The sequence below is a fragment of the Burkholderia alba genome (assembly GCF_034721475.1).
GTDB classification, from domain to species: Bacteria; Pseudomonadota; Gammaproteobacteria; order Burkholderiales; family Burkholderiaceae; genus Burkholderia; species Burkholderia alba.
The window spans coordinates 120120-143466 of the sequence record NZ_JAWJWL010000008.1; the positions used below are offsets into that span (position 1 = coordinate 120120).

Consider the following 23347-nt stretch of genomic DNA (forward strand, 5'->3'; position numbering starts at 1 on the left):
GACGCCGCCGCGCGCTACTGCGTGCGGGTGGCGGCGCTGCCGCGATCGAGCGACGCGGCGCGCAGCGCTTCACCCGGTTCGGTGAAATAGCGCTGCCTCAACTGCGCGACCTGCGCGTCGCGATCCTGCGGCGCCAGCCCCTGCGCATCGATCTGCGCGCGCTGAGCCGCGTAGTCGTCGTATTTCGCCTGCCACGCGTTGTCGTCCTTCTGCATTTGCGCGACCCGCTGCGCCGCCTCCGGCCCGAGCGACTGCGCGATCTGCGCGCGCATCTCGTCGGGCGTCGCGCCCGACTTCTGCAGTTGAGCGATCTGCGCGACCGCATTCTGCTGCTGTTTCAGCCGCGCCTGCTCCGCGCGGATTTCCGGCGGCAGTTGCTGATCGAGCGCCGCGAGACGCTCGGTCTTCTGCGCATCCGTCAGCGATGCATCCTGCACGATCCTGAGTCGGGCGAGATCGTAGCGTTGCTGTTGCTGCTCCGCGCCGAAGAACGGCTCGGCCCAGTCGCCGAGCGTGCGGCTCGCGAGCGACATCCGCGCGTCGAGCGCGAGCTGCAGCGCCGAGGTATCGAGCTTGTTGGGCACGCCGCCGCCGTCGGGCAGCTTCGACAGCTCGGCAAGGTAGCGTCCGTAGCGCTGCCAGACATCGAGCGCTTCCGGCTGCGCGACCGTACCGTCGAGCTGCGCGGCGATCTCGCGCTTCACGAGCGCATCGAGCGCCGCGGGCGTCAGATCGCTTTGCGCGGTCAGACAGTAATCGAAGAAATCGCGCACGGCTCGCGCCTTCGCGAGATGGCCGTGCGCATCGAGCGGCAGGCGCGGCGCCGTGGACCCGGCGAGCGAAGCGGGCAATGCGCCCACGCCGGACACCGGGCCGGCGCCCGCCGTCGGCGCCGGCCCGGCGGTGACGGCGCCGGCGCCATCGCTCGCCGGCGCCGCGGCGGGGGGTTTCGATACACCGACGACATACCACGCCGCCCCCGCCGCCAACAGCCCCGCCGCCGCATAGAGCGCGCCGCGGCGCGCCAGACCCCGACCTGCTTCACCTGCCATGGATTACACGCCCTGATTCTTGAGCCGGTTCGCGTGCGCGCGAATCACGGCGACCGGATCTTCCGCATTCGCGCCGCGCACGCCGAGCAACTGATTGATTTCGTCGAGATGATTCCATTTGTAGCTCGTGCTGATCACCTGACCGTACAGCGAGCTGCAGCGCGACACCAGCCCGTCGTTCGCGCCGGAGTTGCGATTGATCATCACCGTGCCGGTGGCGAACAGCGCAAGCGTCGACGGATCGAGTACGTTCGCGGGATCGACGAGCGGAATCGTGCTGGTATCGGTCGCGCCCGTCACGCCGAGCAGCGAAATCGTCGGCTGGATCGCCGTGCCGCCCCACGAGTAGAGCAGATGCGTATTGCCGCCGACCGTTTCCGTCGCGGCGCCCGTGCGGCACGATCCCGGCGCGCCGAGGCCCGCGCTCGGATAGTTCTGGTTGAAGACCGCCGCCTGCGACGTTTCGAGCGCGCCGAGCGCGGCGATCGCATCCTGGTTCGTGTTGTGCGTGCTGTTCGTCAGCACCCCGAAGATATTGGCGAACCCGGCCAGCACCGACGACGACAGGCCGGTCGGATCGAGCTTCAGCAGCGCCTGGACGAAGTCCGCGAACTCCGAGCCGCGATGCGGCGTGCCGATCGTCGTGACCGACGCGACGAGCTGCGGCGCGACGGCCGCGACATAGCGCGACGTCAGGCCGCCCTGGCTGTGGCCGACCAGATTCACCTTGGTGGCGCCCGTCGCCGCGAGCACCTGCTTCACGTACGCGAGCAACTGTTCGCCGCGGCCGTTCGGGCCGTCATCGCTCTGGAAACCGGAGAGATTCGCGACATAGACCGTCGCGCCATGAGCCTGCAGGTCTTCCTGGATGCCGTACCAGTACTCGAGTACGCCCACGTATTTGTCGGTGCCCGTCAGACCGTGTACCAAGATGATCGGATACTTGGTCGCCGCGTAGCTGTCCGTCGCGGCTGTCGCCGCGACCGCGGCCTGCGGCGCCGCCAGCGACAGGAACGCCACCGCGCCCGCCATCGGCGCCGTGCTCATCGCACACGCCACCGCACCTGCCACCACCCTTGCTCGTATCGATCTGGCCATCTTCATCTCCGTGTATTGGTCTCGTTCAGTCCGGCAGGCATGACATTGTTTGACGATTAAAACGAACGCCCGTGCGCCGACTGACGGAGTGAAGCACGACTAACGAATTCCCGCTGTCGTTTAGACACGGCTCTCTAATCCATTGACGAAGGCGGCGTCACCGGGCGGTGCGCCGCCTTCCCTCACGCATGCTGCGCTGCGATGCTAGCATGCGGGCCCGTCAGAGCTTTGTGCTCAAGCGCACCCAGGCGGTCCGTCCCGGTTCCATCAGCGGCGTGTTCGCGGGATAGCCGAAGCCGGCGTTGCCCGCGAGGTTCAGGTGCTCCGCATAAGCCTTGTCGAGCACGTTGTCGATGCCGACGGTGATCTGCACGGCCTTGTTCACCTTGTACTGCGCGTGCAGCGACAGCACCCCGAAACCGGCGCTCGGGCCGAAGTCCTTGCCGACCACGTTGCCCTCATTCAGTGCATAGCGATGCTGCGACGCAACCACGCGCCACAGCCCGCCCGCCGACCACGCGCCCCGCGTGTACTCGATGCCGATTCGCGCCTCGAGCGGCGGCATTTGCGGCAGCGGCGCGCCGGTGTCCGCGTTGCGGCCCCACGCATACGCGAGCGACGTGTCGAACCGCCACGGCGCCGCCGGGCGCCACGATGCCCCCAGTTCGCCGCCCATGATCTGCGCGTTCACGTTGGTCGCCCGCGTCGTCGCGCCCATCATGCCGGCCGCGTAGTCGAACAGGATGAAGTCCTGCACGTAGCCGGCATAGGCGGAGATCCATGCGTCGAGACGGCCGGTCTTGTATTGCGCGCCGATATCCAGCTGCGTCGTCTTCTCCGGCCTGATCGCGGTGAATGCGTTCACCGAGCCGAGCGGCCCGCGCTTCGCGGAGAACAGCTCCCAGTAATCGGGGAAGCGTTCGGTATGGCCGACGCCCGCGTACCACGTCACCGGCCACACCGCGAGATCGCGTTCGTAGCGGACGAAGCCGCTCGGCAGCACGCGGCCGCGCGCGTCGTCGAAGGTGGGATTGGGCATCCGCATCATCATCGCGCTCGCCGTCGCCCGTCGATCGGTCGCGCTCGCGTAATCGATCCGGGCGCCGCCGATCACGCGCGACGTTTCGCTCGCATACCAGGTCAGCTCGCCGAACGCGCCCGCGTTCCACATGTTCGCCTGCGGATTCCACGGCTTGTCGCCGTAGTCCTGCCGTCCCATCGCCGAGCGCGAATCGAGCCGGTTCGACTGCGCGTCCACGCCCGTCACGAGCTTGAAGTCGTCCGCGAAGCGCAGCGTGGCGGCCACGCGCGCGCCCAGCGTGCGGCGCCGCACTTCGGACGCCATCCGCATCGGCATGCTGCTGGTCGGATCGGGGCTGCGCAGCGTGTAGTTGTCCATCACGTGATCGGCTTCGTTGTAATACACCTGCGCTTCGATGCGATCGAGCACGTCGCCGATATGCTGCTTGTCGAACTTCAGGCCGAAGGTCTCGCGCCGGAAGTGCGCGCCGTCCATCCCGCGTCCCGCGTAGCGCGCATAACCGTCGCCGGTGCCGGCCGTCAGTTCGACGCGGGTGTGGTCGTCGGGCGTCCAGCCGAACGCGGCATCCGCATTCCATTTGTCCCATTGCGACGGCACGGTATTGCCGTTGCCGTCCTTGTAGTCCTGCGCGTGCGCATGGTTCGCCGTCACCCGGCCGTAGAAATCCGGCGTGCCGGCCGCGACGTCGAGGTTCTGGTCATTGCGCCCGAACGAGCCGCCGACGAGGCTGCCGTCGAAGCGCATGCCGGCCGTCTTGAAACGCGGCGTCACGCGCTCGAACAACACGGTGCCCGCCGATGCGCCCGGACCGTACAGCACGGTTTGCGGGCCCTTGATGACCGTCACCTTGTCGTAGCTCTCCGGCGCGATGTAGGAGGTCGGCGCATCCATTCGGCCCGGGCACGCGCCGAGTGTCGACATGCCGTTCGCGACGACGTTCAGCCGCGAGCCGAACATGCCGCGCAGCACCAGGTCGCCGTTGGTGCCGCCGCTGCGGATCGCCGCGAAGCCCGGAATGGTTTTCAGATAATCGGCGCCGTCGCTCGCGGGCAGCGGCTGGCGCGGGGTTTTCGGATCGGTGACGACGACCAGCGGTGTCGCGTCGGGCGACGCCACGACCTCGATGGCGGGCGACACCGGCGCTTCGACGAGCGTCGTGTCGTCGTGGGCCGCCCCGCGCGCGCCGGACTGAGCGGCCGCCGGCGCGACGTGAAGAAACGCACCGGCGGCGAGCGCGGGCATCGTGACGCCGAGCAGGCGGCGGTAGCGGCGCGCATGCGCGGTGCGGGCGGCGCGCGTGGGCCGCAATGAACTGGAATACATGAATCGACACCCAAAAGACGCCCCTGCGCGCGATGCGGACATCGAACGAAAACAGGAGCTGCATGAACGAAATGACGGAAAACGCGTTCAGGCGTCTTGAGGGGGTGCGCGCGGATACGCGCGCGGGTAGCGGCCCGCCCTCGGCGCGGCCGCGAGTCGAACGGGCGCCTCGGCCGCATCCGGCGGCGCCGCGGCGCGCCAGTCCGATGCCGCGCCGCCGAGCGCCGGCGTGTGCGCGAAGAAGCCGCAATAGCCGCACGCATCGAGGTGCAGCGCATGATGCGCGGCGCCGCCATGGGTTGCGCCGCCATGTTCCGCGCTGCATATCGCCGCATCGGGCAGCGCGGAGGCGCGCACACGCGCCTGCGAGACGAGCGGCGCGGCGATCGCGAACCAGATCGTCAGCATGCCCAGCCAGGCAGTCAGTGTGCGGAAGCGGTACAGCATCAACGGGAATAGGCGGCAACGTGTAAGGCAGCCGGAATGTTACCGAAAGGCTGCCCACGTGGATAGCGTCAATCCGCCCGATCGACGTGGCGGCGGCGCCTGGTTGCGCGAGCAACCAGGCGCCGCCCGGACGGCATCGGGACCGCCTAGGTCATGCGACGCAGCGTCGCATCCCGTTTGATCAAGTGATGCCAGAGTGCGGCGAGCGCGTGCAGGCCGATCACGTAATAGAACAGGTTGCCGATGAACAGATGAGCGGCCTTGATCGTCGGCCGCAGTTCGGGGTTCGGGCCGAACAGCGTGAACGACCCGTTCAGCCATGCGAGCGTGACGGGCTTGCCGCCCATGTTCACGAACATGATGCCGAGCAGCGGCTGCGCGATGATGAACACGTACAGCGCAAGATGCGCGAGCTTCGCCAGCATCGAAAGCCATGCCGGCTGCGGCAGCGGATCGGGCACCCGGCTCACGAGCCGCCAGATCACGCGCAGCACCGACAGACCGAGCACCAGCGTGCCGGCCCAGTAATGCACGTTGCTCCACAGTACCCGGCTGTCGGTGCCCTTCGGCCCCCGGATCTCGATCGCGAGATACGCGAGCGCGACCAGCAGGAAAACCGCCCAGTGAAAAAATATCGCGGGCGCGCTGTAGCGCTCCCGCTTCGCGAGGATATTTCTCATCGTGCTTCTCTTTTCTGTTCCATGTATCGGGGGCAAGGCGGATACGATACGCCGCCGGCAACAATCCGGCGATTGCAGCGGCGCGGCGTGCTGCGTTCTCGCATCCCGTGGGGGTTCCGCCGCGGCAGCCGGCGGTCGCAAACCGGCCCGGCGAGAGCGAGTGCGCTATGCTCCGCGTAACGTGTACCGGGCGCGCCGCGCGCGTGGCCCCGCGCCATCCCATCGTGCCATGGAGGCCGCATGAAGAAGACCCACTTCGTCACCGCCTACCGATTGCTGGGCTGCGCGCTGATCCTGTCCGCGACCGGCTACAACCTCTCGCTGCGATGGAATACGCCGGGTTTTCGCCTGAGCAACTTCTTCAGCTACTTCACCCAGTTGAGCAATCTGTATGCCGCCGCCGTACTGCTGGCGGGCGCCTGGCTCATCGCACGGCCGCCGGCGCCGCGCCTCGAATCGGCACGCGGCGCGGCCGTGCTGTACATGTCCATCACCGGTATCGTCTACGAACTCCTGCTCGCGCACGCCGATTCGATCCTGCATACGACGCCGCCGTATACCAACTGGATCCTGCACCGGATCATGCCGGTCGTCGTGCTGCTCGACTGGCTCTACGTCGCCCCGCTCGTCCGGCTGCGCGGCAGCCACGTACTGCGCTGGCTGGCCTTTCCGATCGCGTATCTCGTCTATACGCTCGTGCGCGGGCCGCTCGTCGACTGGTATCCGTATCCGTTCGTCGATCCGCGCACGCACGGCTACATGAACGTCGTCTGGCATTGCGGCGCGATCACGCTCGGCGGCATCGCGTTCGCCGCGCTGGTGGTCTGGCTCGGCAACCGCCCGCGCGAACGGGCCATCCGGACCGGACAGGCGTGAGCCGTTCGTCGCGCGGCGGCCGACGGCGCGGCATCAACCGCCGCTGCGCGGCAGAAAGGCCAGCGGATCCACCGGCTTGCCGTTCTGGCGCACTTCGAACTCGAATGTCGAGCGGCCGCTCGCATCCGTCGCCATCTCCGCCACCGGCTGCCCCATGCTGACGGCGTCGCCCTCGTTGACCAGCAGCTTGCCGTTATGGCCGTACGAGGTGATCAGGCCGTTCTCGTGCTTGAGAATCACCAGCGGCCCGTATGCCGCGACGCCCGAGCCGGCATACACGACGCGGCCCGCCGCCGCCGCGCGCACCGTACGGTCGCTGCCGCGCGCGGCGATGACGATGCCCCGGCTGCCGCCGCTCGTGAAATTCGTCGTGACCGTGCCCTGCGCGGGCCACGCCAGCGTGGCCACGCTCGGCACCGGCGAGCCGAGCGTCGTGACGGCCGGAGGCGGAGCGACCCGCAGCACCTGGCCTTGCTTCACCATGTCGGTCGGCGCGAGGTGGTTCCAGTTCGCGACGTCCTGCGTACGCTGCCCGAAGGCGGCCGCGATGCTCGCCAGCGTATCGCCCGGATTCACCCGGTAGTAGCCGGCCAGCACGCCGGCCGTGCCCGTCGTGCCGGACGACGGCGCCGAACGGGCGGGTTGCCATGAATCGGTCCACGGCGTCATCGTGCAGGCGCCGACCAGCGCCGCGCCCACGGCGACGCACAGCACGCGCGCCATCTGGCTCGCGCGCGGAATTCCTGCGAAGCGTGTTCTTCTCAAGCATGCCTCCCTAGTTTCGCTTCATCACGACGGCCAGCCCGCGCATCCGGTCGCTCGCCGCCCCCGGCCGAGTCGGCCGGGTCCCTGTCGGACCGCGGACGACGTGTTCGGTTTCAGTCGCAAGGATTCCGGCTGCGCCGCACAACGACGCGGCGCGGTCCGTTCTCGATGGACAGGCGCTTCCCGGCGGCACACCGGGCTGGCGTCGGCAATCGCACGGCCGGAGCGCAGCCATCGCACGACCTGCGAGGCCAGGCAGATCATTCTCGCGCCGCCAGGCCCGGGGGCCGACGGTGCCGGCAAGGCCGGAGGCGGCCAGCGCGGTGAAGGTCCGCCTGCGATCGATCGTCGTCGGGGCGCCCAGCCGCGGCGCCAGGGCCGCCGGAATGATCGCACGGTCCGTTTCGGACGCTGCATGCCCGACGGATAGTACCCGCTCGATCGGGATTACGGAACACGTCGACCCTTGCCTATACTGGCTATTGTCGTGCCAGATCGCGACCGTTGCGATCCCGCCCCCTACCCGGATTTTTCCCGCCAGGAGCCTGACGATGAACAACGCGACGTTTCTCTCCGTCCAGATCAGCAGCGAGGATTTCGCCGGCTCGAAAACGCTGGTGGAATTGCTGAACGCGCACCTGGTGTATGCGACGGACGTCGCCGAGGCCGCCGATGCGCTGGTCCAATTGGCCAGCGTGGCGCGTCTGTCGAGCGGCGTACAGGCGAGCGTCGAATTGCCGGTAACGGCGCTCGAGCGCCTGCGCGACGCGCTGGATGTGCTGAGCGGATACGACGAGACCTGGCTGCTCGCGCTCGAGCCCAGTCACGCGCTGTTCAACGACATCGCCCGACGTCGGCGCCCGCTGCATTGATCCGGACCAATGCCGTCGGACGGCCGCCGCCCTGTACGGGTCGCCCTGATAAGCCCTCGGGCGGAGCGCTCCACGCAGATCACCCCGAAGCAGGCCGCCTTATGCAAGCCACCCTATGCAGGCCGCCCTATGCAGGCCGCCCTATGCAGGCCGCCCTATGCAGGCCGCCCTATGCAGGTCGCCCCAAAAAAGCATCAGCCCGCTCGTTCCGGGCGACGGAACAGCGGGCTGATGGGGTTTTGAACGTCAATGAATCGTCGCGTGGGCCTTGCGAGCCAGGAGCGACGGGACTGCCGCGTCAATTAATGACCCTTGTAGATCGGGGCGCCGTCGGCAATGCGCTTCACCTTGGCCGGTGCGCCGGCTTCGGCGGCGGCGGCGGGTTGCGCGCCATAACCGCTCGTATCGGCGTTCGCGACGCTTTGTTGCGGCTGGATGCGGGCTTGCGCAGCCTGGATTTCCGACGGGTAGTTGACGCGGTCGCCGTTGGGGTTGTAGCCCGCGGCGCGCAGTTGCACCAATTCGGCCTTCACCTGGGCGCGGGTCAACGGGCCGTTCGATTGTTGAGCGAACGCAACGGCGGGAACAGCGAGGACGGCAGCAGTAGCGACAGCAGCGATAAGCGATTTCATGATGAACCTCCGTGACTTTTTGGCTTCGCCGCACACACGATTGTCTGCAGCGATTGACTACAGTCTAGTCAGTTGGTCACCTAGGGAAAACCATGAAACAGCGAAAACACTGTTTCGCAGGCGATAACAATTGCGTTTAATGCCGGTATCAACCCTACTTATAACGTAGGAATTCGCAACAATTACCGCCTGCCTACCGCTTACGACCAGTTGGCGTGGAAGCTGCCCGGCTTGTCGGTACGCTCGAACGTGTGGGCACCGAAGAAGTCGCGCTGCGCCTGCACGAGATTGGCGGGCAGACGGGCCGACCGGTAGCTGTCGAAGTACGCGACCGCGGACGCGAACGCCGGCACCGGCACCCCGGCCTTCACCGCGGCGATCACCACGTCGCGCAGTGCCGCCTGGTAGTTCGCGGCGATGTCCTGGAAATACGGATCGAGCAGCAGATTCGCCAGGGCCGGATTTTTCTCGTAGGCGTCGGTGATCTTTTGCAGGAATCGCGCGCGGATGATGCAGCCCGCGCGGAAGATCTTCGCAATCGTGCCGAGATCCAGCTTCCAGCCGTATTCCTTCGAGGCCGTGTCGAGCTGCGCGAAGCCCTGCGCGTAGGAAATCACCTTGCTGAAGTACAGCGCGCGGCGCACCGCTTCGACGAATGCCGCGCGATCGCCCGCGAGCGGCGCCGGCGCCGGGCCGGTCAGCACCCGGCTGGCCGCGACCCGCTGGTCCTTCAGCGACGACAGCACGCGCGCGAACACCGACTCCGTGATCAACGGCAGCGGCACGCCCAGATCGAGCGCATTCTGGCTGGTCCACTTGCCGGTGCCCTTCTGGGCCGCGCGGTCGAGGATCACGTCGACCAGATACTCGCCGGTCTCGTCGTCCTTCTTGTCGAAGATCTTCGACGTGATCTCCATCAGGTAGCTGTCGAGCTCGCCCTGGTTCCAATCGGTGTAGACCTTGCCGAGTTCCTCGTTCGTCAGCCCCGCGACCTGCTTCAGCACCGCATAGCTTTCGGCGATCAGTTGCATGTCGCCGTACTCGATGCCGTTGTGCACCATCTTCACGTAGTGACCCGCGCCGTCCGGCCCCATGTACGCAACGCACGGCTCGCCGTCCGACGGCGCCTTCGCGGCGATCTGCTTGAGGATCGGCTCGACCAGGTCATACGCATCGCGCTGGCCGCCGGGCATGATCGACGGGCCGCGCAACGCGCCTTCCTCACCGCCCGACACGCCGGTGCCGATGAAATGCAGCCCCGACTGGGCAAGCTCCTGATTGCGGCGGATCGTATCGGTGAAATGCGTGTTGCCGCCGTCGATCAGCACGTCGCCCTTCTCGAGCAGCGGCTTGAGCGATGCGATCGTCGCATCGGTCGGCTCGCCCGCCTTCACCATCATCAGGATCCGGCGCGGGGTCTCGAGCGACGCGACGAACGCTTCGAGCGTATAGGTCGGCACCAGCTGGCGGTCGGGAAATTCGGCGATCAGTTCATCGGTTTTCTCGCGGCTGCGGTTGTAGACCGACACCGCGTAACCACGGCTTTCGATATTCAAGGCCAGATTGCGGCCCATCACCGCCAGTCCGACCACACCGATTGCTTGTTTGCCCATTATTCAATTCTCCGGATAAAAACAGGGCGCGACTCACAGGAGCCGCGCGCACAGGCGAAAGGATAAGGGAAACTGTCCGGCGGCGCTGCTTCGCGCTCACTTGCCACGTGCCGGCGCGACCTTGCGGAATACCACGCTCAGGTTGTTCGCGGGCATCTGCGCGATTTTTTCGATGCTCAAGCCCGCCGCCCGGCCCAGTTCGACGACCGCCTCCAGATCGCGCACGCCCCACGCCGGATCGCGTCCGCGCAGTTGCGCGTCGAACTGCGCGTTCGACGGCGACGTATGCTCGCCGCCGCGCCGGTACGGGCCGTACAGGACCAGCACGCCCGCGTCGCCGAGCAGCCGCGCAGCACCCGCGAACAATGCCTCGGCGGCCTGCCACGGCGCGATGTGGATCATGTTGATGCAGACGATCGCCTCGACCGCGTCGAGCGGCCAGCGCGGCGCGCGCACATCGAGCGCCAGCGGCACGCGCAGGTTCGGCAGCGCGGCCTCGTCGGCCCAGGCGGCGATCGACGCACGGGCGGCGGGATCGGCGTCGGTCGGCTGCCAGTCGAGATGCGGCAGCGCCGCAGCGAAATGCACCGCATGCTGCCCCGTGCCGCTGGCGATTTCCAGCACCGTGCCCTGTTCAGGCAGGACGGCGCGCAGCACCTCGAGAATCGGCTCGCGGTTGCGTTCCGCGGCGGGCGCCCATTGGCGCGGGGAAGCATCGGTCGGCATGGCTATCCGAATGGGTTGCTAGGATTCGAGCGGCCAAGCGCCGTGCGACGCGAGCCCGATGCGGCCGGCCAGCGCGTCCAGCGCCGAGCCGCACGACGCCTCGACCTTAAGCGCCAGCAGCGGATCGGCGCGCGTCCGCCCGAGATTGAGCGCCGCGATCGGCTTGCGCTGCTGGTCCGCCCACACGCAGAAGCGATAGCCGGAGTACACCATCAGCGACGAACCGACGACCAGCATCGCGTCCGCCTCTTCCAGCGCGTGCGCGGCGGCCGCGACGCGCTCGCGCGGCACGTTCTCGCCGAAGAACACCACGGCCGGCTTCAGCGTCCCGCCGCAGATCGGACAGGCCGGCACCCGGAACACGTCGAGCGCGGCCCATTCCAGGTGCGCATCGCCGTCGGCCGCAGGCTCCGCCCGCACGTCGAGCAGTGCCGGATTCTCCGCTTCGAGCACCTGCTGGATCGCGGCGCGCGCATGCTGCGCGCCGCACGCGAGACAAGCCACGCCGTCGATGCCGCCGTGCAGCTCGATCACGTCCCGGCTGCCCGCGCGCTGGTGCAGGCCGTCGACATTCTGCGTGACGAGCCGTGCCACCCGTCCCGCCGATTCCAGCCGCGCCAGCGCCAGATGCGACGCGTTCGGCCGCGCCCGGCCGACCACCGGCCAGCCGAGCATGCTGCGCGCCCAGTAGCGCCGGCGCGCGGGTTCGGAGCCGAGAAATTCGTGCAGCTGGATCGGTTGCGAGCGCATCCATCGGCCGTCGCGGTCGCGATAGCCCGGAATGCCGGAATCGGTGCTGATGCCCGCGCCCGTCAGAACGAACAGACGCGGATGGCGCGCGACGAACGCGTGCAATGCGTCGAGCGCGGCGGGATCGATGGCGGCGGTTGCGTGGCGGGATGGGTCGGGGTCGGTCATGGCAGCGAGGGCTCGTCCGGCAGGATCAGCCGCTCCGGAACATGCGCGGTCTGCCTGCGTGCCGCCACATAATACAGAACGCCGGGCACGACGAGGCCGATGATCCACGAGATGTCGGTGCCGCCGAGCAGGTCGACGAGCGGGCCGGTGTAGAAGCCCGTCGCGATGAACGGCATCTGCACCAGCACGCCGATCACGTAGATCGAAATCCCTGCCTTGTTCCAGCGGCCGTAGCGGCCGTTCGGATCGTACAGCGCGGGCACGTCGTAGCGCTCCTTCGTGACGCAGTAGAAGTCGACGAGGTTGATCGCGCTCCACGGCGTGAAGAATGCGAGCAGGAACAGGATGAACGCGGAGAACTCTTTCAGGAACGCATGGCGGCCCGCCAGCGCGAGCCAAGCGACCGCGGCCACCATGGTCAGCACGTAGGCCGTCCGCGCCCGCAGCGAGATCTGGTTGCGCCCGGAAAAGCCCGTCACGATCGTCGCCACCGACATCACGCTGCCGTATGCATTGAGCGTCGTGATCGTCAGCTTGCCGAACGCGATCGCGAAATACAGCAGCGCCGCCGCCGCGCCGCTCGCGCCGAGGCTCACGATGAACTGCACCTCGTGCCCCGCGAACTGCTTGCCCGCCAGCGCCGCCGCGAGCACCCCGAACACCATCGACGCCTGCGCGCCGAGCACCGACCCGAGGCCGACCGCCCAGAACGTGCGGTGTGCGGGCGTCTCGCGCGGCAGATAGCGCGAATAGTCGGCCACGTACGGCCCGTAGGCGATCTGCCACGACGCGGACAGCGACATCGCCAGCAGAAAATCGGTCAGCGTGAAATGCCGGATCGCGAGCAGCGCGCCGACGTCGTGACCGGCCAGCAAGCGGCCGAACATGTAGACGAAGGCCACGATGCCGACCACGCTGGATACGCGGCCGAGCGCATGGATCATCCGGTAGCCGAACACCGCGAGCACCACGACGACCGAGATGAACGCGAGGATGCCGGCCACGTCGGCGACGCCGAGCAACTGCGCGAGCGCCTGACCGGCGAGCACCGTGCCGCTCGCCGAAAATCCGACGTACATCAGACACACCAGCACGAGCGGGATCACCGCGCCGTACACGCCGAACTGCACGCGGCTCGAGATCATCTGCGGCAAACCGAGCCGCGGCCCCTGCGCGCCGTGCAGCGCCATCACCGCACCCCCGAGCACCTGCCCGAGCGCGAGGCCGATCAGCGACCAGAACACGTCGCCGCCCAGCACGACGGCGAGCGCGCCCGTCACGATCGCGGTGATCTGCAGATTCGCGCCGAGCCATAGCGTGAACTGGCTGGACAGCTTGCCGTGGCGCTCGTGGTCCGGAATGTAGTCGATGGTGCGGCGCTCGCGCAGCGGTGCGGTGGAGGTATCGGGCATGGTGGCGATGGACGTGGTTCGGAGCGGAAGCGAAGTCCTCACCCTACCCGCGCCAAATTGTATAGACAACTCTTGTCGAGACCGGGTTTACACGCACTGATCCGGACCGTGCGAAGGCCGGCCCGGCATGCTGTCACCGCGTCGGCTCCCTGCGCCCACGGCACGCTGCACACGGCCGCACAACGCTCCGCGCCCATCCTGACGCCATCCGGGCCACAGCCGCGATACGCGCCACCGCGTGCGCAAACCGCCTTCCGCTTTCGGCCTCCGCCGCGTCGATGGACTGATAGTATGACATCCGTCCCCGTTGCTCCGATCGCGCCATTTGTCACCCAAGGTTAAAGGCCCCGATGCTGTTCGATTCCGCACGCCATGAAGCACTGACCCAGATCGACTGGGATGAGGGCATCGCCCGACAGACGATCGCGCGCATCGTCGCCGACACCCGAGCGAAGTTCGATCCCGAGACCTACTGGCCCGCTCATCCGCTGGACGACGAAGGCTCGACCGCCACCCTGACGCCGCTCTACCACGGCGCCGGCGGAGTGTTCTGGGCGCTGGCCTATCTCGAGTCGACCGGCGCGGCATCGCCCGGCGCCGATCTTCGGCCTCACTACGCCCCGCTGCTATCCCGCAATCGGGCGTGGCTGCAGGCGGATACCGGCCACCGGGCAATCTCGTCCTACCTGATGGGCGACACGCCGATCCTGATGCTCGACTACGGACGGCACCCGTCGGCGGCGCTCGCCGAGCGCATCGCGACGTTGATCGAGGCCAATCTGAACAACCCGACCCGGGAATTGATGTGGGGGTCGCCCGGCACGCTGCTTGCCGCCCGGTTCCTGCACGAGCGCGATGGCGACGCGCGCTGGGCGGAGCTGTTCCGGCGCACCGCGGACACGCTGTGGTCGGCGTTGCTGTGGTCGCCGGAGCATCACTGCCACTACTGGCGGCAAGATCTGTACGGCAGCCGATTCACCTTCCTCGACGGCGTGCACGGCTTCGTCGCGACCGCCGCGCCGCTGATCGCGGGGCGCCACCTGCTGGACGACGCGAGCTGGGAAAAATGGCGCGCATGCATCGTGAATACGATCGGCCGCACGGCCGTCAGCGAAGGCGGGCACGCCAACTGGCCCGTCATGCTCTACCCGGAGGACAATCGCGCGCCGGCGTGGCTGATGCAGTTCTGCCATGGTGCGCCGGGCTTCGTCATCTGCCTGGCGCAGATGCCCGACGCATCACTCGACGCGCTGCTGCAGGCGGCGGGCGAAGCGATCTGGGCAGCCGGTCCATTGCGGAAGGGATCGAATCTGTGCCACGGCACCGGCGGCAACGGATATGCGTTTCTGGCGCTGTATCGCCGCACGGGCGACGCCACTTGGCTGGACCGCGCACGCGCGTTCGCGATGCACGGCATCGCGCAGACCGACGCGGCGCAACGCCGGCATGGCCAGTTGCGCTACTCGCTTTGGACCGGCGACCCCGGCTTCGCGATCTTCCTGTGGGATTGCGTGCAGGGAACGGCTTCGTTCCCGACCTTGGATGTCTTCTATGGCGCCGCCGCGCGGTAACGCCTCGAATGGGGGCCGGGCTGCGGCGCGGGCGGCGGCAGCCGGCCCGCGAGATTGCAGTTAGACTGTCCGTCATGAACACATGCCGTTACTGCGAAAAAATCCGCGACGAATGGGATTGCCACGGAGAAACGTGCCGCAGGGCCATCGCCAAGGCCGTTCAGCGGCAGCGTGCCGGGCTGCCGATGGTGCCCAAAGTGATCCGCAACGAAGTGCCCGCCGACGCAACGACCAGCGAAGTGATTACCGTGCTGTCGCGCCAGCGCCTGCGCGCGCGCCGCGGCAACGAAGAGCGCCGCGAACGGAAGGAAGCGGAGTACGGCAGCGGCGAATGATGCCGGCGGGTACCGCTGCGCAATGCATGTCCGCCCTGGCCGACGCAGCGGCCTGACAAGATCGCCGCGCGGGTTCGCGATGCCGCGCGTCACCCGGTCTCGGCTGCCGGGATCATCGAGGCCGCTCAAGTCGCTGCGCCCCACACCACCACGTGCCGAAAAAAAACCCCGCCGCTCGGGGGAGTCGACGGGGCGAGTTATCGCAAAGCACGAGGATCAATCGACCTTGCGCGCGCCAATGCTCAGCGATGTCGGCATGATGAACAAGCACTTGGCGGGCGTTATGTATGCCAGCGCACACAACGTCGCGGCACGGCATCGGCCGGATCACCCTCTCCTATCGCCGCGAACATCCGGCGTTGCGCTCGCCCCAAGCTCGCCCGGCCGCCGTCCGGATCGATACCGATGCGGCCGGATTGCCCGCGGGCCTGCCAACCGCGCCATCCGGCAGCGAAAGGAAACGATGGACGGACTGTCGAATGCGGGACGCCCGGCGCGCGTACCGCCGGCGAGCCCCGCACCCGTCAATCCGCGCTCGGCGCGGTATCAGAACGGAATCGAAATGATCGCGCCGCCGCAGGCGCCGATGCACCACCCTTGTCCCGGGCCGCGATGATCCTGATAGTCGGGATGGTTGTATCCGGCCAACCGATCCCAGCTCGGCGTGGGAACGTAGATGACCAGATTGCCGTCGGGCTGGAATGCGAAGAAGGCGCCGTTGTTGCCCTGCGTATTGGTTTTCCAGATCGCGACGCCCGCATCGTTGTAGAGCACGAAGTTGCCGTCGTTCTGCATCCACGCCGACGTGACGCCCTTGCCCGCCGTGCCGCTATTCCAGATCGGCGCGCCGTTCTTGTAGAGCACCAGGTTGCCGTCCGCCTGCAGGATGAAGAAGTACTGGCCGGTCGTGTAACTGACGCCGGCGGTCAGCTTCGTATTCGCATAGAGAATCCGCGCTTCGTTCGACTGCATGCTCTTCACGTCGCTGGTCTTCGTGTCCCAGATCGGGCGCATCCAGTAGAACACGATATTCCCGTCATCCTGGACATTCAGGAACGAGTTCGGGCGTCCGGTCTTGATCACCCAGATCGGCCGATTATCGTCCGTATACAGCACGAAATTGCCGTCCGGCTGCATGACCGCGCGCGTCACGCCCTTGCCGTTCGTCTGCGCCTGCCAGACGGCCGCGCCGCCGGCCGTATACAGCACCAGGTTCCCATCCGATTTCTGGAGCGTCAGGCAATACTGGTTGTTGTCGGAACAGACCGATTGGCCGGCCAGCATCGTCACGCCCGGCTCAAGCCTCTTCGCCATCGCAAATGGCGATTGAAACAGCAAAGCACCCAACACAAGAAGGATTACTTTCTTCATGCAGCCCCCGTTTAGGCCAAACATTGATATAGATAATTGAAATGCGACCGTGAAAAATCATCGCGGCGCCATCTTACAGGGGCGTAATTCAATAAATCAAGTCAACGATTACTCAACTGACCATTCCATTTAATGCAATGACCTGCTTCCGCATAAAGGATGCCGCGTGGACGCTATCCTTTGAAATACCGGTTCTCGATGGGCGCAAACGTTGGAATCGAACCCGCGCACGCGATACTTCATTGCGAATTGGATAATGGAAATTTGAAAGCCGATACGCAGCGTATCTCGTGAATGCAAACGCACCCGTTCGGAGGGCGCGCTGGCGCCGTTGCGCATCCGTGAATATTTGCGTGCGCGAGCGTCGAGCCGCTGCCGGCCAACGGCGGGACACATCGTGCCCGGCGGGGCGGGCCATGGGCTCGCGCCGCGAAATTATCGATAACTTGTCCGCAAGTTGATGGGCGGACGGCCGCGGATGGGCCGGACGGGATGCCGCATGCCTTCGACGTCGGCCGCTTCCGCGACACCCGTCGTGCCGCGCGGCATCGGACTCAACCGGTCCGCAGCGGACATCCCGCCCATTCGACGCGCTCGCTCAGAGCGCGTCGTGACAGAGCACCATCATCCGCTGCACCATCGTGCTGGCGCCGTTGAGCTCCATCTCATTGGTGAACAGCGCCTGCACGCTCGACAGCCGAACCGCGACGCCCGCATTCAGCAAATCCTCGCTGGCGATCTTCAGCGCAAGCTGGCCGATGCGAACGCGGTCGAGCCAATGCATGTTCAGGTCATTCTTGCGCAGCCACTGACGGCAGCATTCGACCAGATGGTCCACCCGCCACTCTTGAGTCAGCGCGTACGATGCCGCCGCAATCGCCACGAGAAAACACAGCAAATCCGGACGCGCGCTGTCGGGCTCGGTAAATTCAGGTTTGTTCATGTTTGTCGGACTGCCTGCTGTCGTTATTCAACGTCGTCACATGCGGGCGCGGGCGCGGGAATCAACCCTGCGGCGAAATCGCGGATCCGCTCGGTTCCGTCCTTCATTCGGATGCGCGATCCCTCGCTTGGGCACCGCCGACCGACGTGTCACCTTCGACGGGACATCCGTCGTCGATGCCTGCGCGAGGCCCCATCGATGCCAGTATGACGCCTGCGCTTCGCGCAACGCAACCACGCCCCGGCACCGCGTCGACACGGGCCTGACGAGCGGCATGGCGACGGAAACGGACGAAATGGAGGCGGCGAGGCTGGAAAATGCAGCCAGATCAGGGAGAAATGCCCGGCCGCGAGGAATGTCGCGCATTATCGCGAACCGCCGAACCCGATGTCAATCGGGCGAAAGGCACGCTTTCCTTCGCACGGGCGTGATCCGTCTCGGATCGATTGAATCCATTCAAAACGGATTTTCATTGAAATTTCCGGATGCGGCTTTCGCGTCGCGACATACGCGAAATTCAATACCGCCGTAAATGGCCGTGCAACCCGGTTTGTCTCGTACCACGCTGGACAAACGTCTGATTCCCGGAAATGTCTTATTGCCATCTCATGGCCGATATCACGACCGCGAGATCGGCGATCAGCCAGGGCGCGCGGTTCCCGCCGAGCACCGCGATCCGGCTGTGCGGCGCGGCAACGTCCACGGATGCGCGGCCATGCGACACGCCTCCTCGCCCGCCTGCTCCCGGTTGCAGGCGACGACCCGGCCGCCCGAGTACAACTGCGTCAGATAGATGCCGTCAGGCCGGCCGCGCGCCCATTCCGGAAAGCGCTTCTGCAGCGTATCCGCGCCTTGTATCGTCATATCGTCGCTCCCGCCCGACGCCGGCGCCGAATCAGGTCAACCGGCGGAAATCGAAATAGCGGTTGAGTTGCTGCGCGAGCGCCAGATCGCCTTTCAGCTTCAGGCGGCCGCTCATCGCCGCCGTCATGCCGTCGAGCTTGCCGGTCAGCAAGCTCACCAGATCGTCGTCGCTGAGCGTCAGCGTCAGATCGGCGGCTTCGTCGGTGCCCGTCGTCACCTCGCACGCACCATCGCGAATCGACACATAGGCCGGCTGCGAGATATTGAACTGCAGCACGCGGTCGAGTCCGGCGGTAGCCTGCGGATCGATGGCCGCGGGCAAGGTATTGAGCAATTCGAATGCAGTCATGCCAGCGATGCCTCCCAAGTCGGTGAAATCGATCAGACCGCGGCCCAGGGCTGCGAGCCGGACGCACCAGCAAACAGCGGGTGGGCGTTGGCTTCCTCCCGCGTCAATACCGGCGTGACGCAGGCATCGGCCGGCTCGAAGCGGTCCGCCCAGCGCGCGAGCGGGTGCGCCGCCACCAGCGCGGCCACGTCGCGGCGCAGCGCGGCGTTTTCCGGCGAGCCGGGCATCTGCCCGCGCTGCCAGTGCCGGTCGATCCAGTCGGGCCGCTCGAACACTGCGCATGCCACCTTCCAGAACTTGTATTCCAGCGCGCCCACGGCCAGATGACGGCCGTCGGCCGTCGCATACAGGTTGTAGCAAGGCAAACCGCCGTTCAGCAGATCCTCGCCCGCGCCCGGCGCATGCCCCAGCGCCGGGCCCAGCAGCGCGGCGCTCGCGTTGGGCATGATCAGGTGCGCGTGCAGGCCGTGCGTCATGCTGACGTCGACGTGGCGACCTTCGCCGCGCCGCCGCGCATCGAACAGCGCGGCCAGAATCGCGATGCAAGCCATCGCCCCGCCGCCCGACATGTCGCCCCATTGCACATTGGGCAACGCCAGTTCGCCGGTGGGCGCGCGCATCTGGTCCAGCGCGCCGGACATCGCCATGAAGTTCAGATCGTGACCGGCACGTTGCGCCCAAGGGCCTTGCTGGCCGTAGCCCGTGATGGACACCATGACGAGCCCCGGACGCAACGCCTTCAAGCTGTCGAAATCGAGGCCCAGCGACGCCAATACGCCCGGACGAAAGCTGTCGACCATCACATCGGCGCCGGCCAGCCAGCCGCGCAGCCGCTCGAGGTCGGCCGGCTGCCGGAAATCGATGCGGCGGCTGTCCTTGCCGTGATTCAACGCATCGAACAACGGGCCGAGCGGCCGGGCCGGATCGCCCTCGGGCGGCTCGACCTTGACGATCGATGCGCCGAGATCGGCCAACATCCGTGTGCAGAACGGCCCCGGCAGATTGCGGCTCAGATCCACGACGCACAGGCCGGCCAGCAGGCCGGACAACGCCCCGCCCGTCCGCGCCGCCGCGCTCATGCGGGGTCCTCGAAGCGCCTGCCCTCGGCCGCCATCGAGACAACGATCGCGGCGGGCGCGAAGCGCTCCCCGTACCGCTTCGCCAGCTCGCGCGAACGCGCGACGAAACGTTCGGCGCCCATCGCATTGATGAACTGCAGCGCGCCGCCATGAAACGGCGCGAAACCCCAGCCGAAGATCGAACCGACGTTGCCATCCGCGACCGACCGCACGACGTTCTCCTCGTAGCAGCGCGCGGCCTCGTTCGCCTGCACGAACATCAAGCGGTCGATCAACTCCCGCTGCGGCGGCTGTTCGACCGCGGTCGGATAAAGACGCGTCAACTCCGGCCACAAGGTCTTGTCCTTGCCGTTGTAGTCGTACAGCCCCTTGCCCGCTTTCTTGCCGAGCCGGCCCTCGACGCCGCCCACCCGGCGCAGCACGGCCTCGCCCGGGTGCGCGGGAATCGCCTTGCCCTCGTCCGCCAGATCCTTGCGGGTCTGGTCGGCGACATGCAGCGACAAGCTCAGCGACACTTCGTCCTGCAGCGCCAGCGGCGGCATCGGCATGCCGGCCTTCACGCCCGCCACTTCGATCGAACGCGGATGCACGCCTTCGCCGAGCATCGCGAGCCCCTCCATCACATAGGTGGCGAATACCCGCGAGGTGTAGAACCCCCGGCTGTCGTTGACCACGATGGGCGTCTTGCCGATCTGCAGCACGAAATCGAAGCCGAGCGCGAGGGTACTATCCGAGGTCTGCTCGCCGACGATGATCTCGACGAGCGGCATCTTGTCCACCGGCGAGAAGAAATGCAGGCCGACGAAGCGGGCCGGACGCACGCTGGCCTTCGCAAGTCCGCTGATCGGCAGGGTCGACGTGTTCGACGCGAACACCGCGCCGGCAGCGAGCACCGTCTCGGATTGGCGCGTGCAGGCCGCCTTGACTCCGCGATCCTCGGTCACGGCCTCGATCACCAGATCGCAGCCCTGCAGATCTTCGTAACGCGCGGTCGGCGTGATGCGGGCCAGCAGCGCATCGCGTTGCTCCGCCGTGCGCTTGCCCCGCGATACGGCCTTGTCGAGCAGCCCCTTCGAATAGGCCTTGCCGTGCTCCGCCAGCTCGAGCGTGGTGTCCAGCAACACCACGTCGATCCCGGCTTTGGCCGACACGTAGGCGATGCCCGCCCCCATCATGCCGGCGCCGAGGATGCCGAGCTTGCGCACCTTGCGCGGCGCGATACCGTCGGGACGCGAATGCCCTTTCTTGATCGCGTTGAGCTGATACCACAGCGTGCCGATCATGTTCTTCGATGCCTGCGACATCACGCAGGCCGCGAAGTAGCGCGACTCCACCTGCAGGCCCGCGTCGAAATCCAGCAGGCATCCTTCGAACAGGCACGACATGATGTGGCCGACGGCCGGATAGTTGCCGTGCGCCTTGGCGTTGGCGATCGACGGCGCGATCGCGAGCAGCTGCACCACGCCCGGATGCTTGCTGTCGCCGCCCGGTATGCGAAAGCCCGGCGCGTCCCACGGCTGCACCGCCTTCGGATGAGCGACGCACCATGCCCTCGCCTGCGCGAGCAGCGCGTCGCGATCGGCGGCGAGATCGTCGACCAGGCCGATCGCCTTCGCGTCGGCCGCCCGCAACTCGGTGCCCTGCGTGATCAACTCGACACTCTTCTGGATGCCGATCATGCGCGGCAAACGCTGTGTCCCGCCGCCGCCGGGCAGTAGACCCAGCTTGACCTCGGGCACCCCCAGCCTCAGTGCCGGGGTGTCCAGTGCGAAGCGCGCATGGCACGCGAGCGCAAGTTCCAGGCCGCCGCCCAGCGCGGTGCCGTTGAGCGCCGCGACCACCGGCTTGCCGCACGTCTCCATCCGGCGGAACACGCGCTTGAGCATTTCGCACAGATGGAAGGCTTCGTCGGCCGTCCGGATCGCGGCGAGCTGATCGATATCGGCGCCGGCCACGAAAGCCGGCTTGGCCGACGTGACGACCAGCCCCTTGATCGCGGGCTCCTCCGCGAGCCGCTCGACGATCGCCGCGAACGGCTCGACGAGCGACGGGTTGAGCACATTCATCGCGCGATCCGGCTGGTCGAAGGTCACCAGCCCGATGCCGTCCGCGTCAATCTCGAACCTGACCGCGTTGTCTTGCTTCATGTCGTCGACCTTCCTCACACACGTTCGATGATGGTGGCAATGCCCATGCCGGCGCCGATGCACAGAGTCGCCAACGCGGTAGCGCGGCCGGTGCGTTCGAGTTCGTCGAGGGCCGTACCGACGAGGATCGCGCCGGTGGCGCCGAGCGGATGCCCCATCGCGATCGCGCCGCCGTTGACGTTCACCCGGTCCGGCGGCAGACCCAGATCGCGCGCGGTTTTGAGGGGCACGACGGCAAAGGCTTCGTTGATTTCCCAGAGATCGATGTCGGCCGCGGTCATCCGGAGCTTGCCGAGCGCCTTGCGGCTCGCCGCCGTCGGTCCGGTCAGCATGATGGTGGGCTCCGAGCCGGTGACGGACGCCATGCGCACGCGCGCGCGCGGCTTCAGGCCCGCCTTGATGCCCGCTTCCTTGCTGCCGACCAGCAGCAGCGCCGCGCCGTCGACGATGCCCGACGCATTGCCCGCATGATGCGCATGCCGGATCTTTTCGACGGTCGTGTATTTATCCAGCGCGGTGGCGTCGAAGCCCATCGACCCGATCATCTCGAACGACGGCGACAGCTTCGCCAGCGAATCGACCGACGCGCCCGGGCGGATCGTTTCGTCCCGCGCCAGCAGCGTCATGCCGTTGAGATCCTGCACGGCGACGACCGATCGCGCGAAACGGCCTTCGTCCCAGGCCCGCGCGGCGCGCTGATGCGATCCGGCCGCGAACGCATCGAGATCCTGGCGGCTGAAGCCTTCCAGCGTCGCGATCAGATCGGCGCTGATGCCTTGCGGCACGAAGCCCAGCGAAGCATTGATGCGCGGGTCCATGAACCACGCACCGCCGTCGCTGCCCATCGGCCAGCGGCTCATCGATTCGACCCCGCCCGCCACCACCATCTCCTCCATCCCGGAGGCGATCTTGGCCGTCGCCAGATTCAGCGCCTCGAGGCCCGATCCGCAAAAACGCGACAGCGTCACGCCCGCCACGCTCTCGGCCCAGCCGGCGTCGAGCACGGCGGTGCGCGCGATGTCGGCGCCCTGCTCGCCGATGGGCGTCACGCAGCCGAGCACGACGTCGTCGACCAGTGCGGTATCGAGCGCATTACGCTCGCGCAGCGCATGCAGCAGCGTGCTCAGCAGCCAGACCGGCGTGGCCTGGTGCAGGCTGCCGTCCTTCTTGCCCTTGCCGCGCGGCGTGCGCACGGCATCGTAGAGATAAGCATCGGCCATGAGTGTTCCCTG

The 23347-nt window shown here is 67.1% G+C and carries 22 protein-coding genes and 1 pseudogene; 5 read left to right on the plus strand and 18 right to left on the minus strand.

Going from position 1 to position 23347, the window contains the following annotated elements:
- Positions 1–14: 14 nt before the first annotated feature.
- From RZR99_RS11225 to RZR99_RS11245, 5 genes are all read right to left on the minus strand, one after another.
- The gene (locus RZR99_RS11225; RefSeq protein ID WP_323119829.1) at positions 15–1052 is read right to left on the minus strand and encodes a lipase secretion chaperone; all 1038 of its coding nucleotides are present in this window, start codon (positions 1050–1052) and stop codon (positions 15–17) included.
- Positions 1053–1055: 3 nt separating this feature from the next.
- Positions 1056–2150 carry an esterase/lipase family protein gene (locus RZR99_RS11230; RefSeq protein WP_323119830.1) on the minus strand — a complete coding sequence of 365 codons (1095 nt, stop codon included), beginning with the start codon at positions 2148–2150 and terminating at the stop codon, positions 1056–1058.
- Positions 2151–2370: 220 nt separating this feature from the next.
- Positions 2371–4515, minus strand: coding sequence for a TonB-dependent copper receptor (locus tag RZR99_RS11235; protein WP_323119831.1), 2145 nt, complete (start codon positions 4513–4515; stop codon positions 2371–2373).
- An 87-nt stretch (positions 4516–4602) separates the two neighbouring features.
- On the minus strand, positions 4603–4962 hold the full coding sequence (locus tag RZR99_RS11240) for a DUF2946 domain-containing protein (protein WP_323119832.1): 360 nt from the start codon (positions 4960–4962) through the stop codon (positions 4603–4605).
- 146 nt (positions 4963–5108) lie between these two features.
- Entirely contained in the window at positions 5109–5642 is a 534-nt protein-coding gene (locus RZR99_RS11245; protein WP_323119833.1) for a cytochrome b, read from the minus strand.
- Between the two features lie 240 nt (positions 5643–5882).
- Here RZR99_RS11245 and RZR99_RS11250 point away from each other — a divergent pair, with 240 nt between their 5' ends.
- On the plus strand, positions 5883–6518 hold the full coding sequence (locus tag RZR99_RS11250; RefSeq protein WP_323119834.1) for a Pr6Pr family membrane protein: 636 nt from the start codon (positions 5883–5885) through the stop codon (positions 6516–6518).
- A 33-nt stretch (positions 6519–6551) separates the two neighbouring features.
- Here RZR99_RS11250 and RZR99_RS11255 read toward each other — a convergent pair whose 3' ends face one another.
- Positions 6552–7283, minus strand: coding sequence for a peptidoglycan DD-metalloendopeptidase family protein (locus RZR99_RS11255; RefSeq protein WP_407655435.1), 732 nt, complete (start codon positions 7281–7283; stop codon positions 6552–6554).
- Between the two features lie 551 nt (positions 7284–7834).
- On the opposite strand from RZR99_RS11255, the gene RZR99_RS11260 reads away from it, so the two are divergent.
- A complete protein-coding gene (locus RZR99_RS11260; protein WP_323119835.1) occupies positions 7835–8155 on the plus strand; it encodes a hypothetical protein in 321 nt (106 codons plus the stop codon).
- A gap of 302 nt (positions 8156–8457) precedes the next feature.
- Here the strand turns inward: RZR99_RS11260 and RZR99_RS11265 are convergent, their stop codons facing one another.
- Together RZR99_RS11265 and gndA are read right to left on the minus strand one after the other, a co-directional pair.
- Positions 8458–8787, minus strand: a complete 330-nt coding sequence (locus RZR99_RS11265; protein WP_323119836.1) for a DUF4148 domain-containing protein — start codon at positions 8785–8787, stop codon at positions 8458–8460.
- Between the two features lie 200 nt (positions 8788–8987).
- Positions 8988–10400 (minus strand): NADP-dependent phosphogluconate dehydrogenase, encoded by a 1413-nt coding sequence (gndA, locus tag RZR99_RS11270; RefSeq protein WP_323119837.1) that lies wholly within the window; start codon positions 10398–10400, stop codon positions 8988–8990.
- Between gndA and RZR99_RS11275 the strand changes: the two are divergent.
- Positions 10389–10485 (plus strand): annotated as a pseudogene (locus RZR99_RS11275) (6-phosphogluconate dehydrogenase); the annotation flags it as partial. The gene gndA and the pseudogene RZR99_RS11275 overlap by 12 nt on opposite strands.
- Positions 10486–10496: 11 nt before the next feature.
- On the opposite strand, the gene RZR99_RS11280 reads toward RZR99_RS11275, so the two are convergent.
- The 3 genes from RZR99_RS11280 to RZR99_RS11290 are packed head-to-tail and all read right to left on the minus strand — an operon-like array spanning position 10497 to position 13456.
- Positions 10497–11126 (minus strand): DUF938 domain-containing protein, encoded by a 630-nt coding sequence (locus RZR99_RS11280; protein ID WP_323119838.1) that lies wholly within the window; start codon positions 11124–11126, stop codon positions 10497–10499.
- Between the two features lie 18 nt (positions 11127–11144).
- Complete coding sequence (locus tag RZR99_RS11285; RefSeq protein WP_323119839.1) at positions 11145–12044, minus strand: NAD-dependent protein deacetylase; 900 nt, start codon at positions 12042–12044, stop codon at positions 11145–11147.
- Positions 12041–13456, minus strand: a complete 1416-nt coding sequence (locus tag RZR99_RS11290) for a purine-cytosine permease family protein (protein ID WP_323119840.1) — start codon at positions 13454–13456, stop codon at positions 12041–12043. The genes RZR99_RS11285 and RZR99_RS11290 overlap by 4 nt, the downstream gene beginning before the upstream one ends.
- A gap of 350 nt (positions 13457–13806) precedes the next feature.
- Here RZR99_RS11290 and RZR99_RS11295 point away from each other — a divergent pair, with 350 nt between their 5' ends.
- Together RZR99_RS11295 and RZR99_RS11300 are read left to right on the plus strand one after the other, a co-directional pair.
- Entirely contained in the window at positions 13807–15027 is a 1221-nt protein-coding gene (locus tag RZR99_RS11295; RefSeq protein ID WP_323119841.1) for a lanthionine synthetase C family protein, read from the plus strand.
- A gap of 74 nt (positions 15028–15101) precedes the next feature.
- Positions 15102–15362 carry a hypothetical protein gene (locus tag RZR99_RS11300; protein ID WP_323119960.1) on the plus strand — a complete coding sequence of 87 codons (261 nt, stop codon included), beginning with the start codon at positions 15102–15104 and terminating at the stop codon, positions 15360–15362.
- A gap of 546 nt (positions 15363–15908) precedes the next feature.
- On the opposite strand, the gene RZR99_RS11305 is transcribed toward RZR99_RS11300, so the two are convergent.
- From RZR99_RS11305 to RZR99_RS11335, 7 genes are all read right to left on the minus strand, one after another.
- Positions 15909–16676, minus strand: a complete 768-nt coding sequence (locus tag RZR99_RS11305; RefSeq protein ID WP_323119842.1) for a curculin (mannose-binding) lectin — start codon at positions 16674–16676, stop codon at positions 15909–15911.
- A 655-nt stretch (positions 16677–17331) separates the two neighbouring features.
- Entirely contained in the window at positions 17332–17676 is a 345-nt protein-coding gene (locus RZR99_RS11310) for a hypothetical protein (protein ID WP_323119843.1), read from the minus strand.
- A 639-nt stretch (positions 17677–18315) separates the two neighbouring features.
- A complete protein-coding gene (locus RZR99_RS11315; RefSeq protein WP_323119844.1) occupies positions 18316–18540 on the minus strand; it encodes a hypothetical protein in 225 nt (74 codons plus the stop codon).
- Between the two features lie 31 nt (positions 18541–18571).
- Positions 18572–18889: an SCP2 sterol-binding domain-containing protein gene (locus RZR99_RS11320; protein ID WP_323119845.1), complete on the minus strand. Its 318-nt coding sequence runs from the start codon at positions 18887–18889 to the stop codon at positions 18572–18574.
- A gap of 32 nt (positions 18890–18921) precedes the next feature.
- Complete coding sequence (locus RZR99_RS11325) at positions 18922–19968, minus strand: CaiB/BaiF CoA transferase family protein (RefSeq protein ID WP_323119846.1); 1047 nt, start codon at positions 19966–19968, stop codon at positions 18922–18924.
- Positions 19965–22115, minus strand: coding sequence for a 3-hydroxyacyl-CoA dehydrogenase NAD-binding domain-containing protein (locus RZR99_RS11330; RefSeq protein ID WP_323119847.1), 2151 nt, complete (start codon positions 22113–22115; stop codon positions 19965–19967). The genes RZR99_RS11325 and RZR99_RS11330 overlap by 4 nt, the downstream gene beginning before the upstream one ends.
- A gap of 14 nt (positions 22116–22129) precedes the next feature.
- A complete protein-coding gene (locus RZR99_RS11335) occupies positions 22130–23335 on the minus strand; it encodes an acetyl-CoA C-acetyltransferase (RefSeq protein WP_323119848.1) in 1206 nt (401 codons plus the stop codon).
- Positions 23336–23347 lie beyond the last annotated feature (12 nt).